The 13,037-nt window shown below is 64.5% G+C and carries 10 protein-coding genes; 5 read left to right on the forward strand and 5 right to left on the reverse strand.

The window, feature by feature from the left end; genetic code table 11:
- Window positions 1-4 precede the first annotated feature (4 nt).
- Together H6X51_RS11970 and H6X51_RS11975 are read left to right on the forward strand one after the other, a co-directional pair.
- Window positions 5-523 carry a dihydrofolate reductase gene (locus H6X51_RS11970; protein ID WP_185267715.1) on the forward strand — a complete coding sequence of 173 codons (519 nt, stop codon included), beginning with the start codon at window positions 5-7 and terminating at the stop codon, window positions 521-523.
- Between the two features lie 362 nt (window positions 524-885).
- Window positions 886-1,257: a DUF1090 domain-containing protein gene (locus H6X51_RS11975; RefSeq protein WP_185267716.1), complete on the forward strand. Its 372-nt coding sequence runs from the start codon at window positions 886-888 to the stop codon at window positions 1,255-1,257.
- 25 nt (window positions 1,258-1,282) lie between these two features.
- On the opposite strand, the gene ilvD is transcribed toward H6X51_RS11975, so the two are convergent.
- A complete protein-coding gene (ilvD, locus tag H6X51_RS11980) occupies window positions 1,283-3,121 on the reverse strand; it encodes a dihydroxy-acid dehydratase (protein ID WP_185267717.1) in 1,839 nt (612 codons plus the stop codon).
- A 234-nt stretch (window positions 3,122-3,355) separates the two neighbouring features.
- Window positions 3,356-4,639 (reverse strand): amino-acid N-acetyltransferase, encoded by a 1,284-nt coding sequence (gene argA, locus H6X51_RS11985; RefSeq protein WP_185267718.1) that lies wholly within the window; start codon window positions 4,637-4,639, stop codon window positions 3,356-3,358.
- Between the two features lie 159 nt (window positions 4,640-4,798).
- Between argA and amn the strand changes: the two genes are divergently transcribed.
- The gene (amn, locus tag H6X51_RS11990; protein ID WP_185267759.1) at window positions 4,799-6,244 is read left to right on the forward strand and encodes an AMP nucleosidase; all 1,446 of its coding nucleotides are present in this window, start codon (window positions 4,799-4,801) and stop codon (window positions 6,242-6,244) included.
- Window positions 6,245-6,466: 222 nt separating this feature from the next.
- Here amn and argE read toward each other — a convergent pair whose 3' ends face one another.
- From argE to H6X51_RS12005, 3 genes are all read right to left on the reverse strand, one after another.
- Entirely contained in the window at window positions 6,467-7,612 is a 1,146-nt protein-coding gene (gene argE / locus H6X51_RS11995; protein ID WP_185267719.1) for an acetylornithine deacetylase, read from the reverse strand.
- Between the two features lie 91 nt (window positions 7,613-7,703).
- On the reverse strand, window positions 7,704-8,954 hold the full coding sequence (locus tag H6X51_RS12000) for an inorganic phosphate transporter (protein WP_185267720.1): 1,251 nt from the start codon (window positions 8,952-8,954) through the stop codon (window positions 7,704-7,706).
- Between the two features lie 46 nt (window positions 8,955-9,000).
- Window positions 9,001-9,678 (reverse strand): TIGR00153 family protein, encoded by a 678-nt coding sequence (locus tag H6X51_RS12005; RefSeq protein WP_185267721.1) that lies wholly within the window; start codon window positions 9,676-9,678, stop codon window positions 9,001-9,003.
- 129 nt (window positions 9,679-9,807) lie between these two features.
- On the opposite strand from H6X51_RS12005, the gene H6X51_RS12010 reads away from it, so the two are divergent.
- Both H6X51_RS12010 and H6X51_RS12015 read left to right on the forward strand, forming a co-directional pair.
- The gene (locus tag H6X51_RS12010; RefSeq protein WP_185267722.1) at window positions 9,808-11,211 is read left to right on the forward strand and encodes a CYTH domain-containing protein; all 1,404 of its coding nucleotides are present in this window, start codon (window positions 9,808-9,810) and stop codon (window positions 11,209-11,211) included.
- Between the two features lie 22 nt (window positions 11,212-11,233).
- The gene (locus H6X51_RS12015; RefSeq protein ID WP_185267723.1) at window positions 11,234-13,033 is read left to right on the forward strand and encodes a GspE/PulE family protein; all 1,800 of its coding nucleotides are present in this window, start codon (window positions 11,234-11,236) and stop codon (window positions 13,031-13,033) included.
- The last annotated feature ends 4 nt before the right edge of the window (window positions 13,034-13,037 follow it).

Raw genomic sequence — 13,037 nt, forward strand, 5'->3', positions numbered from 1 at the left:
GCCGATGAAAAAGACACTCCCCCTTTCGCTGATCGCTGCCTGCGCACATGACCGTGTGATCGGGCTGGACAACCGCATGCCTTGGCACCTGCCCGAGGATCTCCGGCACTTCAAGGCCAGGACCTTGGGCAAACCGATCATCATGGGTCGCAAGACCTGGGACTCGCTTGGTCGTCCGCTGCCGGGCCGGCTCAACCTGGTGGTCAGCCGCCAGGCCGATCTGCAGCTGCAGGGCGCCGAGGTATGCGCCAGCCTGACGGCAGCCATCGAACGGGCCGGGCAATGGGCGCTGGAACAGGGTGCGGACGAAATCATGCTGATCGGCGGTGGCCAACTGTATGCCGAGGCGCTGCCATTGGCCGACCGCATCTACCTGACGCGTATCGACCTGATGGCGCAGGGCGACGCCTGGTTTCCCGAGTTCCATGGTTGGCAGCGCACTGAGAGCGACGCGCATCCCGCGCTGGATGACCGCCCGGCATACACCTTCGAAACCTGGATCAGGTCGCCAGAGCCTCGGTGATTGTCACGGCCAGTCGGGCCGGCTTTTTCTTGACTCCATACCGCCGTCCTCGGCGCATGGATGCAGGAATCAGGGCGACGCAGGAAGCCAAAGCCGAGGCCGTAATGCTGATCATTTAAGGGCTTTCCCACTCCTGAGCTGATTTGAAACCATACGGGATTGCTCTCTACCTCGTCGTCCTTCGCGAAGGCGAAGGACCCACAGGCCACTCCGGGTCAGCCGGCACCCTGGATCCTTCGCCTTCGCGAAGGATGACGAGAAGGCGAAGGATGACGGGGGAGTGGGGATGGTGCGGCAATACTCTGGACCTGCCCGCTGATTGTCTATGCTTGTGGCTGATAACTCCCATATGAGGTACGCCCATGAGCAAGTCTCTTCTGGTGGCGCTGCTGCTGATTGCCCCCGCGCAGGCAGAAACGCAGGCCGACACCCAGCCAACCTGTGCGGACAAGGAACAGCGTATTCTCGAGCGGTTGCAACGGGCTGAAGCGGCAGACAATCAGGCCCAGGTCCGTGGCCTGACCAAGGCTTTGCAGGAAATGCGGGCCAATTGCAGCGAAGAGGACCTGGCAGACCAGCGTCGCCAGCGCATCGCTGAAAGTGAGGCGGAAGTCGAGGAGCGTCGGGAGGATCTGGCCGAGGCGCGCCGCAGTGGCGATCAGGACAAGATCGACAAGCGTGAAGGCAAGCTGGCCGAGGCGTTGAAGGAGCTGGGCGAAGCCCGGGAGCAGTAGCCGCAGCCACTGCTCCCGCCAGAGATCAGTCCTCCAGCATCGCCTTGTTGCGCACAGCACCCTTGTCGGCACTGGTGGCCAGCAGGGCATAGGCCTTGAGCGCGGTGGACACCTTGCGTGGGCGCACTTCCGCCGGCTTCCAGCCTTTCTTGTCCTGCTCGATGCGGCGGTGTGCCAGTTCCTCATCGGACACCAGCAGGTTGATGGTGCGGTTGGGAATGTCGATGAGGATTTTATCGCCTTCGCGTACCAGGCCGATCGCACCGCCCGCCGCGGCTTCCGGCGAGGCGTGGCCGATGGACAGCCCCGAGGTGCCGCCGGAGAAGCGGCCATCGGTCAGCAGCGCGCATTCCTTGCCCAGCCCCTTGGACTTCAGATAGCTGGTCGGATAGAGCATTTCCTGCATGCCCGGTCCGCCCTTGGGCCCTTCGTAGCGGATGATGACGATATCGCCAGCCTTCACCTCATCGGCGAGGATGCCGCGTACCGCGCTGTCCTGGCTCTCGAAGATCTTCGCGTTGCCCTCGAACACCAGGATGGAGTCATCGACCCCGGCGGTCTTCACCACGCAGCCGTCCAGGGCGATATTGCCGTACAGTACCGCCAGGCCGCCTTCCTGGGAGTAGGCATGCTCGACCGAGCGGATACAGCCCTCGGCACGGTCATCGTCCAGGCTCGGCCAGCGGGTGCTCTGGCTGAAGGCGGTCTGGGTCGGGATACCGGCCGGGCCAGCCTTGAAGAACTCATGCACCGCCGCATCGTCGGTCTGGGTGATATCCCACTGGGCGATGGCCTCGGCCATGCTCTTGCTGTGCACGGTGGGTACGTCGGTATGCAGCAGGCCGCCACGGGCCAGTTCGCCGAGGATGGAGAAGATGCCGCCGGCGCGGTGTACATCCTCCATGTGGTACTTCTGGATGTTCGGCGCGACCTTGCACAGCTGCGGCACCTTGCGCGACAGCGCGTCGATGTCACGCAGGTCGAAGTCCACCTCGCCTTCCTGGGCGGCGGCGAGCAGGTGCAGGATGGTATTGGTCGAGCCGCCCATGGCGATATCCAGGGTCATGGCGTTCTCGAAGGCCTTGATGCTGGCGATGTTGCGCGGCAACACCGACTCATCGTTGTCTTGGTAGTAACGCTGGCACAGCTCGACGACCAGGCGGCCGGCGCGCAGGAACAGCTGCTCGCGGTCGCTGTGGGTGGCCAGGGTCGAGCCGTTGCCCGGCAGTGACAGGCCGAGGGCTTCGGTCAGGCAGTTCATCGAGTTGGCGGTGAACATGCCCGAGCAACTGCCGCAGGTCGGGCAGGCGCTGCGCTCGTATTCGGCGACGGTTTCATCCGAGCAGGAGTCGTCGGCGGCGGCGACCATGGCATCCACCAGGTCCAGCCCGTGGGACGCCAGCTTGGTCTTGCCGGCTTCCATCGGCCCGCCGGAGACGAACACCACCGGGATGTTCAGGCGCAGGGCGGCCATCAGCATGCCGGGGGTGATCTTGTCGCAGTTGGAGATACAGACGATGGCGTCGGCACAGTGGGCGTTGACCATGTATTCCACCGAGTCGGCGATGATCTCGCGGCTGGGCAGCGAATACAGCATGCCGTCGTGACCCATGGCGATACCGTCATCCACCGCGATGGTGTTGAATTCCTTGGCCACGCCGCCGGCCTTCTCGATCTCGCGGGCAACCAGTTGGCCCATATCCTTCAGGTGCACGTGGCCGGGCACGAACTGGGTGAAGGAGTTGGCGATGGCGATGATCGGCTTCTTGAAGTCTTCATCCTTCATACCGGTGGCGCGCCACAGGGCGCGGGCACCGGCCATGTTGCGGCCGTGGGTGGAAGTCTTGGAACGATAATCAGGCATGGATATCTATCTCGTTATGCGTGATGCAGGATGTGCCTAGCATATCAATTTGCCGCTCAACCCGCAGCCCCGGTCGGCGGATACCGCGCAGGCTGTCGGGTCGCAAGGCGTAGCGCAGGTGCGCTACACCCCCTGTTCTGCCACCCTGCATGGAGCCCGCCTGGGGTTGGCGAGCGCCTGCTCGCCGACGAGCGCTGCACAGGCTGTCAGGTCACTGGCGTGCCTCCCCCAGCGCTACAGACGCTTCTCGAACACCTTGGAGTTGCGCTGGTAGTTGTACAGCGAGGCGCGCTGCTGGGGCAGGCGAGCTACCGAGCTGGGCTCGAAGCCGCGTTCGCGGAACCAGTGCGCGGTGCGTGTGGTGAGCACGAACAGGGTGGTCAGTGAACGCGCGCGGGCCTGGGTCTCGACGTGCTCAAGCAACTGGTCGCCGCGCCCGCCGTGGCGGTAGTCGGGATGGATCGCCACGCAGGCCAGTTCGGCGCTGTGCTCATCCAGCGGATACAGCGCGGCGCAGCCGATGATCATGCCGTCGCGTTCGACCAGGGTGAACTGGTCGATCTCGGTTTCCAGCACTTCGCGCGAGCGGCGCACCAGAATCCCGGCCTCTTCCAGCGGTTGCAGCAGCTCCAGCAGGCCGGCGACATCCTCGATGGTGGCGGTACGGACCTTCTCGAAGGGTTCCTGGGTGACCAGGGTGCCACCACCGTCGCGGGTGAACAGCTCGGTGAGCATGGCGCCGTCTTCGGCATAGCTGATGATATGGCTGCGCCGCAGGCCCTGGTTGCAGGCCTTGCAGGCCGCGCTCAGCAGCGATCCGGGCAGGCTGTTGCCGAGTGCCGCCAGCAGGGGCAGGGCGCGGCTGGGCTTGAGTTCGCGCAGCAGTTGCCCGTCGGCATCGAAGATGCCGGTGTCGGGGCCGAACAGGATCAGCTTGTCGGCTTCCAGGGCGCTGGCCGCACTGATGGCGACATCCTCGCAGGCCAGGTTGAACACCTCGCCGGTCGGCGAGTAGCCGATCGATGACAGCAGCACGATGGAAGCATCGTCCAGATGCCGGCTGATCGCCTTGCGATCGATACGCCGGACCTCTCCGGTATGGTGCAGGTCCACGCCGTCGATCACGCCGATCGGCTTGGCGGTGACGAAGTTGCCGCTGACCACGCGCAGGCGGCTGCCCTGGCCGGCCAGGGTGCACAGGCGCGCCTCGATGGCGATGCGCAGGCTGCCGACCGCATCCATCACGCAACCCAGGGTATCGCTGTCGGTGATGCGCAGGTCGCGGTGGTAGCGCGAGTCGAAACCGCGCACGGCCAGCCGCTCCTCGATCTGCGGCCGCGAGCCGTGCACCAGCACCAGCCGCACACCCAGGCTGTTGAGCAGCATGATGTCATTGATGATGTTGTTGAAGTTCGGGTGCGCGATGGCCTCGCCCGGCAACAGCACCACGAAGGTACGCTCGCGGTGGGTGTTGATGTAGGGCGTGGAGTGGCGGAACCATTTGACGTAATCGGACATGCGGCTGTTCCGGAAAAAACGCCAGTGTAGAGACATTCGGTTGCGGCCTTCAAGGGCGCCATCGCTTGCAGGTCGTGCCATGCGCGTGAAACACAGGCAAGATACAAGGGATCAACCGCAACAAGAGAGAATGCCGTGACCGCAGGTGCTGATGATTTCATGGTGGTGCCGACCCCCGAGGCGGCAGTCGATCGCCTGGCTGCGCTGTACCAGCAGGCTGTGGAGGCGCTGGGGCGCTCGCTGAAGGCCTATCTGAAAGACCGCAGCCGGCCGGATGCCAGCCAGCTGCGCCTGTTCCGCTACCCCGAGCTGCGCCTGAGCTGGTCGGGAGCCGAGGCGGTGCCGAGCAGTGTGCGCGCCTGGGCCAAGGTGCAGGTGCCCGGCACCTACAGCATCACCGTGACCCAGCCGCAGGCATTCCGCGGCTATCTGCTGGAACAGCTGCATCCGCTGATGAACGAATTCAGCGTGCGCGTCGAGGTCGGTGTCAGCCAGCAGGCGATCCCCTATCCCTATGTGGTCGAGCAGGGCGACGAACTGGCCGGCTCGGGGGTGACCGCCGCCGAGCTGGCCAGGGTGTTCCCCAGTACCGACCTGGCCTCGGCCAGCGACGACACCGCCGATGGTCTGCACGACTGGCAGAAGGCCGATCCGCTGCCACTGGCGCTGTTCGACGCGGCGCGGGTGGACTTTTCCCTGCGCCGACTGGTGCACTACACCGGCAGCGACTGGCGCCATGTGCAGCCGTGGATACTGCTGACCAACTACCACCGCTATGTCGACCAGTTCGTCCGCCACGGGCTGGACATGCTGATCAACGACTCGCGTTTCTGCCGCATGGTACTGCCGGGCAACGTGGTGATCCGCCGCGGCATGGCCGAAGGCGAGATGCAGGCGGTACTGGAGACGGTGGTCTGGCATCGCTTCCAGATGCCGGCTTATCATCTGCAGGCCGAAGACGGCGACGGCATCACCCTGGTCAACATCGGTGTCGGGCCGTCCAATGCCAAGAACATCACCGACCACCTGGCGGTACTGCGCCCGCATTGCTGGCTGATGATCGGCCACTGTGGCGGCCTGCGCCAGTCGCAGACCATCGGTGACTATGTACTGGCGCATGCCTACATGCGCCGCGACGGCATCCTCGACCGGGTGCTGCCGCCGAACATACCGTTGCCGGCGCTGGCGGAAGTGCAGCAGGCGCTGCAGGATGCGGCGGCGCTGGTAACCGGAGACAAGGGCGACGCACTCAAGCGACGGCTGCGTACCGGTACCGTGCTGACCTATGACGACCGCAACTGGGAACTGCGCTGGGCCCAGGAACGGCCGTTGATCAACCTGGCCCGGGCGGTGGCGGTGGACATGGAAAGCGGCACTATCGCCGCCCAGGGCTACCGGCTGCGGGTGCCCTATGGCACGCTGCTGTGTGTATCGGACAAGCCGCTGCACAGCGAGATCAAGCTGCCGGGGGCGGCGGGGGCGTTCTATGAGCGCGCGGTGACCCAGCATCTGCATATCGGCATCGCGGCGCTGGAGCTGTTGCGTGGGCAGAGTAGTTTGCACTCGCGCAAGTTGCGCAGTTTTGATGAGCCGCCGTTTCGGTGAGGGGTTGGTTTCCCCCTCTCCCCAGCCCTCTCCCGCAAGGGGAGAGGGAGTCAAGCCATGCCTACCGGTAGTTCTTGTATTTTGCTGCTGTAGGAAAACATCCATTAGCTCGGCGAGCACACTAGCCACGGCAGGCTCAGGCAACCGATATTGCCGGTTTGCACAGATCCGGCTCCCTCTCCCCTTGCGGGAGAGGGCTGGGGAGAGGGGGAAAAGCCCCGCCTACAAACAAAACCGCCCAATCAACTCCCGCAATATCCTCACCGTCGGCTCGATCCTGTCCAGCGCCAGGTACTCGTCCGGCTGATGCGCCTGGGCGATGTCGCCGGGGCCGAGGATGACGGTTTGTAGGCCGAGTTGGTTCAGGTACGGCCCTTCGGTGGCGAAGGCCACGCTGCCGGCGCGGTAGCCGGTCAGCTGCTCGCAGGCCTGGACGATGGCGGCAGTGGCCGGGGTGTCCATAGGCGGGACGCCGGGAAACAGCGGCTGGTAGTCGATCTGCACCTGGTGCCGCGCCGCTACCTCGGCCAGGCGCTGTCCGATGCTGGCGCGCAGGGCGCCCGGGTCCATGCCGGGCAGTGGCCGCAGGTCGAACTCCAGGGCGCAGTGGCCGCAAATGCGGTTGGGGTTGTCGCCGCCATGGATGCAGCCCAGGTTCAGCGTCGGTGTCGGCACGCTGAACAGCGGGTCGTGCCACTGCTGTTGCCAGCCGCTGCGCAGGGTCAGCAGCTCGCTGATGACCTGGTGCATGGCCTCGATGGCATTGTGTCCCAGGCTGGGGTCGGAGGAGTGGCCGGCCTGGCCGGTGATATCCACACGCTCCATCAGGATTCCCTTGTGTACCCGGATCGGTTGCAGCCCGGTCGGCTCACCGATGACCGCGTGGCGGGCACCGAGCAGGTCGTCGGCCACCAGCGCCTGGGCGCCGCCCATGGCGCTTTCCTCGTCGGCGGTGGCGAGAATGATCAGCGGTTGCTGCAGCGGGCGATCCAGCAGCGGCCGCAGCGCCTCGATGATCAGCGGGAAGAAACCCTTCATGTCGCAGCTGCCCAGGCCATACCAGCGCCCATCCGCCTCGGTCAGGGCAAAGGGGTCATGCTGCCAGCGTTCCGGGTTGCAGGGCACGGTGTCGGTATGCCCAGCCAGTACCAGCCCACCCGGGCCCTGGCCCAGGCTGGCGATCAGGTTGGCCTTGGCCGGTGATTCGGTGACCATCTGGATGCGGCAGTCGAAGCCCAGGCTGCCGAGCCAGTCGGCCAGTAGATGGATCACCGGCAGGTTGGACTGATCATGTTCGGCCTGGGTGCAACTGATGGAGGGGGTTTGCAGTAGCGCGGCGAATTGCGCCTTGAGCGAGGGGAGGGGCATGGCTGACTCCTTGACTGCTGGCCCCGTGTACCGTGGCTCGATACACGGGGCCGTAGCTGAGCGGACAGCTTACGTCAGCCAGGCGCGGGCGTCAGCCGAAAATGGCCGAGAAGATCAGGAAGTAGATGATCGACAGAATGGCCCCGGCGGGCAGGGTGACTACCCAGGAGGTGAAGATGGTGCCGATCACCTTGAGGTTGAGCGCGGCGATACCGCGGGCCATGCCGACCCCGAGAATCGCCCCTACCAGGGTGTGGGTGGTGGAGACCGGCAGGCCGATACCCGAGGCACCCACTACCGTGGTAGCGGCCGCCAGTTCGGCGGCAAAACCGCGGCTGGGAGTCAGCTCGGTGATGTGTTTGCCGATGGTCGCGATCACCCGGTAACCGTAGGTGGCCAGGCCGACGACGATACCGAGGGCGCCGAGCAGCAGAACCCAGCCGGGAACGGTGGACTGGGCATGAATGGTACCGGATTGCAGGACGCCGACAATGGCTGCCAGCGGACCGACGGCATTGGCCACGTCGTTGGAGCCATGAGCGAAGGCCATGGCACAAGCGGTGAAGATCATCAGGATGGCGAATACCCGTTCGACCCCATGCAGGTGCGATTTTTTCGAGGGTTCATCCTTGATGCGGCTCATCAGGATCACGCCGATCATGGTCACCGCCAGGCCGGACAATACCGCCAGGCCGAAGCTTTGCAGGTCAGTGAAATTCAGCCCGACGTGCTTGAGCCCCTTGGTCAGGGTCATCAGGGCGATGATGAAGCCCACTGCGAACATGTAGATGGGGATGTAGCGTTTGGCATTGGCGAAGGGGTCGTCGGTATCCAGGATCAGCTTGTGCACGCTGAGGAAGATCATGAAGGCGATGCTGCCGGACAGAAAGGGAGAGATCACCCAGCTGGACACGATCGGTACCACCCCCATCCATTTGACCGAATCCACCGACACCCCGACAGCGGCAAAGCCGATCACCGCGCCGATGATGGTGTGGGTGGTGGATACCGGCCAGCCCTTGATGGAGGCGACCAGCAACCAGGTCCCGGCCGCCAGCAGCGAGGCCAGCATGCCGAAGACCATCTGCTCGGGGCTTATCATCGATGAGTCGACGATACCGCTGCGGATGGTCTGGGTGACCGAGCCGCCCGCCAGGTAGGCGCCGAGAAACTCGAAGACCATGGCGATAAGAATGGCTTGCTTGATGGTCAGGGCGCGGGAGCCGACCGAGGTGCCCATGGCATTGGCTACGTCGTTGGCGCCGACGCCCCAAGCCATGAAAAAGCCGAACAGGCAGGCCAGCACCAGCAATAGGGTGCCATATTCTGCGATCAGGGTCATAAGTGAAAAGCTCTGTTGGTGAGTGAGTGTGTGGCAGGCGGGCCCGTCAGCGGGCCATGATGACGCCCAGGCGATTCCCTACGCGTTCCGCTCGGTCAGCGACATCACCGATCCATTCGATGATCTGGTAGGTGAACATGACGTCCACCGGGGGTAGTACCGCTTCGCGTTTGTACAGCTCGGCGCGCAGCTTGATCTGCATCTCATCGGTATCGTGCTCGATACGTTCCAGCTCGTCGATCAACTTCTCGACCAGCTTCACCTCGCGACCGGCAAAGCTGGTTTCCATCAGCTCGCTCAGTTCATCCATGGCCCGCAAAGCCTGGGCTGCCGCGTCCACCGAACGTTCGACGAAACCTCTGAAGGCCGGCTGTACGTCGGGATGGATCTTCATTCTGCGACCCAGCATCAGGCCGGCGATATCCTTGGCGCGGTTGGCGACTTTGTCCTGTACACTGAGCAGTTCGAGCAGATCCGAGCGTGGTACCGAGAGAAACAGACTGTTGGGCAGATTGACGCGAACATTCTTTTTCATCTGGTCGGCTTCGCGTTCAAGATTGGATATCTGCTGCTGAATGCGCTCGGCTTCGACCCAGTCCTCCGCCATCAGGGCGTCGATGAAGGGTACCAGCTGGGCAGCGCATTCATGGGCCTTGGCCATATGTTGCTGCATCGGCCCGATGGGGGAGCGGCCGAAGAGATTCACGAAAGGATTGCTGGACATACTGGGGCTCCAAGGCTGGATGGGCTGCTGATTATAATCCCGGTCGGGCGGCCGGTCATCCAAAAGACACAAAAACGACACAAACAGATTCGATCACGGCCGATCGCGCAAAACCATTAAGAGAAGAGCATGGTCAAAGAGACAGAAATCAAGCTGCGGGTCAGCCCCGAGGTCCTCGACAACCTGCGCACTCATCCGTTGCTGCGCCAGCGTCTGCAGGGCGAGTGGCAGAGCGGCCCGTTGTACAACCAGTACTACGACACCGCCTCGCGCGAGCTGTCCGCCGCGCGCGTGGCATTGCGGGTGCGGCGTGATGGCGAGCAGTTCATCCAGACCCTCAAGAGCCGTGGCCAGAGCGTTGCCGGCCTGTCCGAACGCAATGAATGGGACTGGCCGGTGAGCGCCGCCGCACTGGATCTGACCCTGCTCGACGACAGCTGCTGGCCGGCCAGCCTGGGCGCGCTGGACAAGCTCACCCTGGTGCCGGTGTTCACCACCGACTTCCAGCGCACCAAGGCGATTTTGCGCTGGGAGCGCGCTGGCGAGACGGTGGAAGTCGAGGCCGCACTGGATCAGGGGCAGGTGGTAGCCGATGGTCGACAGGAGCCGATCTGCGAGCTGGAACTGGAGCTGCGCAGCGGGCCGACTGCCGCGCTGCTGGAGCTGGCCGCTGCGCTGGCCGAGGATGTGCCCTTGATGCCCTGCGACATCAGCAAGGCCGAACGGGGCTATCGGCTGTTCGATCCGGGCAGCTACGATCTGCGCCTGGAGGCCGGCAACTGGTCGCCAGAGAGCAGCGTCGACGAGGTGATCGCCGGGGCTGGCTGGCAACTGCTTGGGCATACCCAGCGGTTGGCTGAGCAATATCGCTTCAGCGGCCAGTGGCGACTGTTTCGTGAGCTGGTGGTGAACCTGGTCAGTCTGCGGGCGTTCTTCGGCGTGTTCGACCTGGCCCTGCCACGCAGTGCCGCACAACCCTTCACGCCGCTGCTGGATCGGTTGCTGGAGCAATACCGGCCACTGGTACTCGCTGGCTGGGCCGACGATGAGCAGGGCCGCGATGCCCGCGAGCGGGCGCCGCAGGTATTCGAACAGAGCGTCGCCGATCCGGCCTGGGGGCAATTGTTCATCGGCCTGGCGCTGTGGCTGCACGAGGCCGGCTGGAAAGCCGGTCGGCCGCCGCGCGGTGAGCGGATTGGCGCGCTGAGCCTGCCGCGCTGGCAGCTGGCAGCGGTTGGCCGCGAGATCCAGGAGCTGCGCGTGCCGCACCACAACGATGCCGACAGCGAGGTGGGGCTGTGGCTGGACCAGCAGCCGCGGCTCAGTCGCCTGTACTTCCTGCTGTCCGGCTTCCGCCAGTATCTGCAGGTGCCAGAGCCGGATCGGCTGTTCGGTGAGCTGAACAAGCTGCAGGCGTTGCTGGAGCAGTATCCGCTGGTTGATGACGAGGTGCGCCCGGCGCTGCTCACGGCGCTGCGCAAGCAGGGCCAGCGGCTGCGCAAACTCGATGCCTGGCGGGAGCTCAACGGCTGACATGGAGCAGGGGGAAACAGGGATGAAGCATCTGAGCGAACTGGCCGTGCCCGGCAGCGACCGGCGCCTGGAACTGACCGATCTGCTGAGCGCGCTGGTGCAGCAGGGACGCCTGGGTCAGGAGACGGCCGAGCAACTGAGCATGCTGCGGCGTTCGGCCACCGGCGCGACCGCCAAGCTGCATCCGTTGGAGTTCATCGCCGGGCAGGCACCGCAGGACCCGAGCCGTCCAGGCAAGACGCTGGATATCGAGTCGCTGAGCCGTTGGCTGGCCAGCGAGGCGGGTCAGCCGTTCTACCGCATCGATCCGTTGAAGATCAATGTCTCCGCCGTGACCCCGCTGATGTCCTTCGCCTTTGCCCAGCGCCACGGCATTCTCGCTGTGGACATCAACGAGCGCGAGGTGACCATCGCCAGCGCCCAGCCCTTCGTGCGTGGCTGGGAAGCCGACCTGGTGCATGTGCTCAAGCGCGATATCCGCCGGGTGGTGGCCAGCCCGGCGGATATCCAGCGCTATTCGGTGGAGTTCTACCGGCTGGCGCGCTCGGTGCATGGCGCCAATGCCACGGACCAGAAGCTCAGTGCGGTCGGCAACTTCGAGCAGTTGCTGAACCTGGGCAGCATGGGTCAGGAGCCCGATGCGAACGATGCCCACGTGGTCAATATCGTTGACTGGCTGTTCCAGTATGCCTTCGAGCAGCGCGCCAGCGACATCCATATCGAACCCAGGCGCGAGGCCGGCAGCGTACGCCTGCGCATCGATGGTGTATTGCATACTGTCTATCAGTTTCCGCTGCAGGTTGCGGTGGCGGTGGTCAGCCGCCTGAAGACCCTGGGGCGGATGAATGTCGCGGAAAAGCGCAAGCCGCAGGATGGCCGGGTCAAGACCAAGTCACCGCAGGGCAACGAGATCGAACTGCGCCTGTCGACCCTGCCGACCGCGTTTGGCGAGAAGATGGTCATGCGTATCTTCGACCCCGACGTGCTGCTGCGCAGTTTCGACCAACTGGGCTTTTCCGGCGAGGACCAGCGTCGCTGGCAGGGCATGGTCCAGCAGCCCAACGGCATCGTCCTGGTGACCGGTCCGACCGGCTCGGGCAAGACCACCACGCTGTACACCACGCTCAAGCAACTGGCGACCCCGGAGGTCAACGTCTGCACCATCGAAGACCCGATCGAGATGGTCGAAGACAGTTTCAACCAGATGCAGGTGCAGCACAATATCGAGCTGACCTTCGCCAGTGGCGTGCGTGCGCTGATGCGCCAGGACCCGGACATCATCATGGTCGGCGAGATCCGCGACCTGGAGACCGCGGAAATGGCGATCCAGGCGGCGTTGACCGGCCACCTGGTGCTGTCCACCCTGCACACCAACGATGCACCCAGTTCGGTGAGCCGGCTGATCGAACTGGGGGTGCCGGCCTACCTGATCAAGGCGACGGTGCTCGGGGTCATGGCCCAACGCCTGGTGCGCACCTTGTGTCCGCACTGCAAGGAGCCGGTGGAGATCGACGAACGCGACTGGCATGAACTGACCAAACCGTGGAACTCGCCGCTGCCCGGTCGCGCGCACCGCCCGGTCGGCTGTCCCGAATGCCGCGAAACCGGCTATCGCGGCAGGGCCGGGGTCTACGAGCTGATGCCGCTGAGCGACAGTCTCAAGCCGCTGGTGCAGGCCGATATCGATCTCAACGCCCTGCGCCGCCAGGCCTACCGCGAAGGCATGCACAGTCTGCGCCTGTCGGGGGCACAGAAGGTGGCCGCCGGGCTGACCACCATCGAGGAAGTGTTGCGGGTGACGCCGACCAGCCAGCAGGCCTAGGGTC

It is taken from the genome of Halopseudomonas xiamenensis (assembly GCF_014219065.1).
GTDB classification, from domain to species: Bacteria; Pseudomonadota; Gammaproteobacteria; order Pseudomonadales; family Pseudomonadaceae; genus Halopseudomonas; species Halopseudomonas xiamenensis.

Excerpts from the sequence above, each read along its gene's own strand:
- H6X51_RS11970 (WP_185267715.1), top strand. The coding sequence starts at position 5 with ATGAAAAAGACACTCCCCCTTTCGCTGATCGCTGCCTGCGCACATGAC.
- H6X51_RS11975 (WP_185267716.1), top strand. The coding sequence starts at position 886 with ATGAGCAAGTCTCTTCTGGTGGCGCTGCTGCTGATTGCCCCCGCGCAG.
- ilvD (WP_185267717.1), bottom strand. The coding sequence starts at position 3,121 with ATGCCTGATTATCGTTCCAAGACTTCCACCCACGGCCGCAACATGGCC.
- argA (WP_185267718.1), bottom strand. The coding sequence starts at position 4,639 with ATGTCCGATTACGTCAAATGGTTCCGCCACTCCACGCCCTACATCAAC.
- amn (WP_185267759.1), top strand. The coding sequence starts at position 4,799 with ATGGTGGTGCCGACCCCCGAGGCGGCAGTCGATCGCCTGGCTGCGCTG.
- argE (WP_185267719.1), bottom strand. The coding sequence starts at position 7,612 with ATGCCCCTCCCCTCGCTCAAGGCGCAATTCGCCGCGCTACTGCAAACC.
- H6X51_RS12000 (WP_185267720.1), bottom strand. The coding sequence starts at position 8,954 with ATGACCCTGATCGCAGAATATGGCACCCTATTGCTGGTGCTGGCCTGC.
- H6X51_RS12005 (WP_185267721.1), bottom strand. The coding sequence starts at position 9,678 with ATGTCCAGCAATCCTTTCGTGAATCTCTTCGGCCGCTCCCCCATCGGG.
- H6X51_RS12010 (WP_185267722.1), top strand. The coding sequence starts at position 9,808 with ATGGTCAAAGAGACAGAAATCAAGCTGCGGGTCAGCCCCGAGGTCCTC.
- H6X51_RS12015 (WP_185267723.1), top strand. The coding sequence starts at position 11,234 with ATGAAGCATCTGAGCGAACTGGCCGTGCCCGGCAGCGACCGGCGCCTG.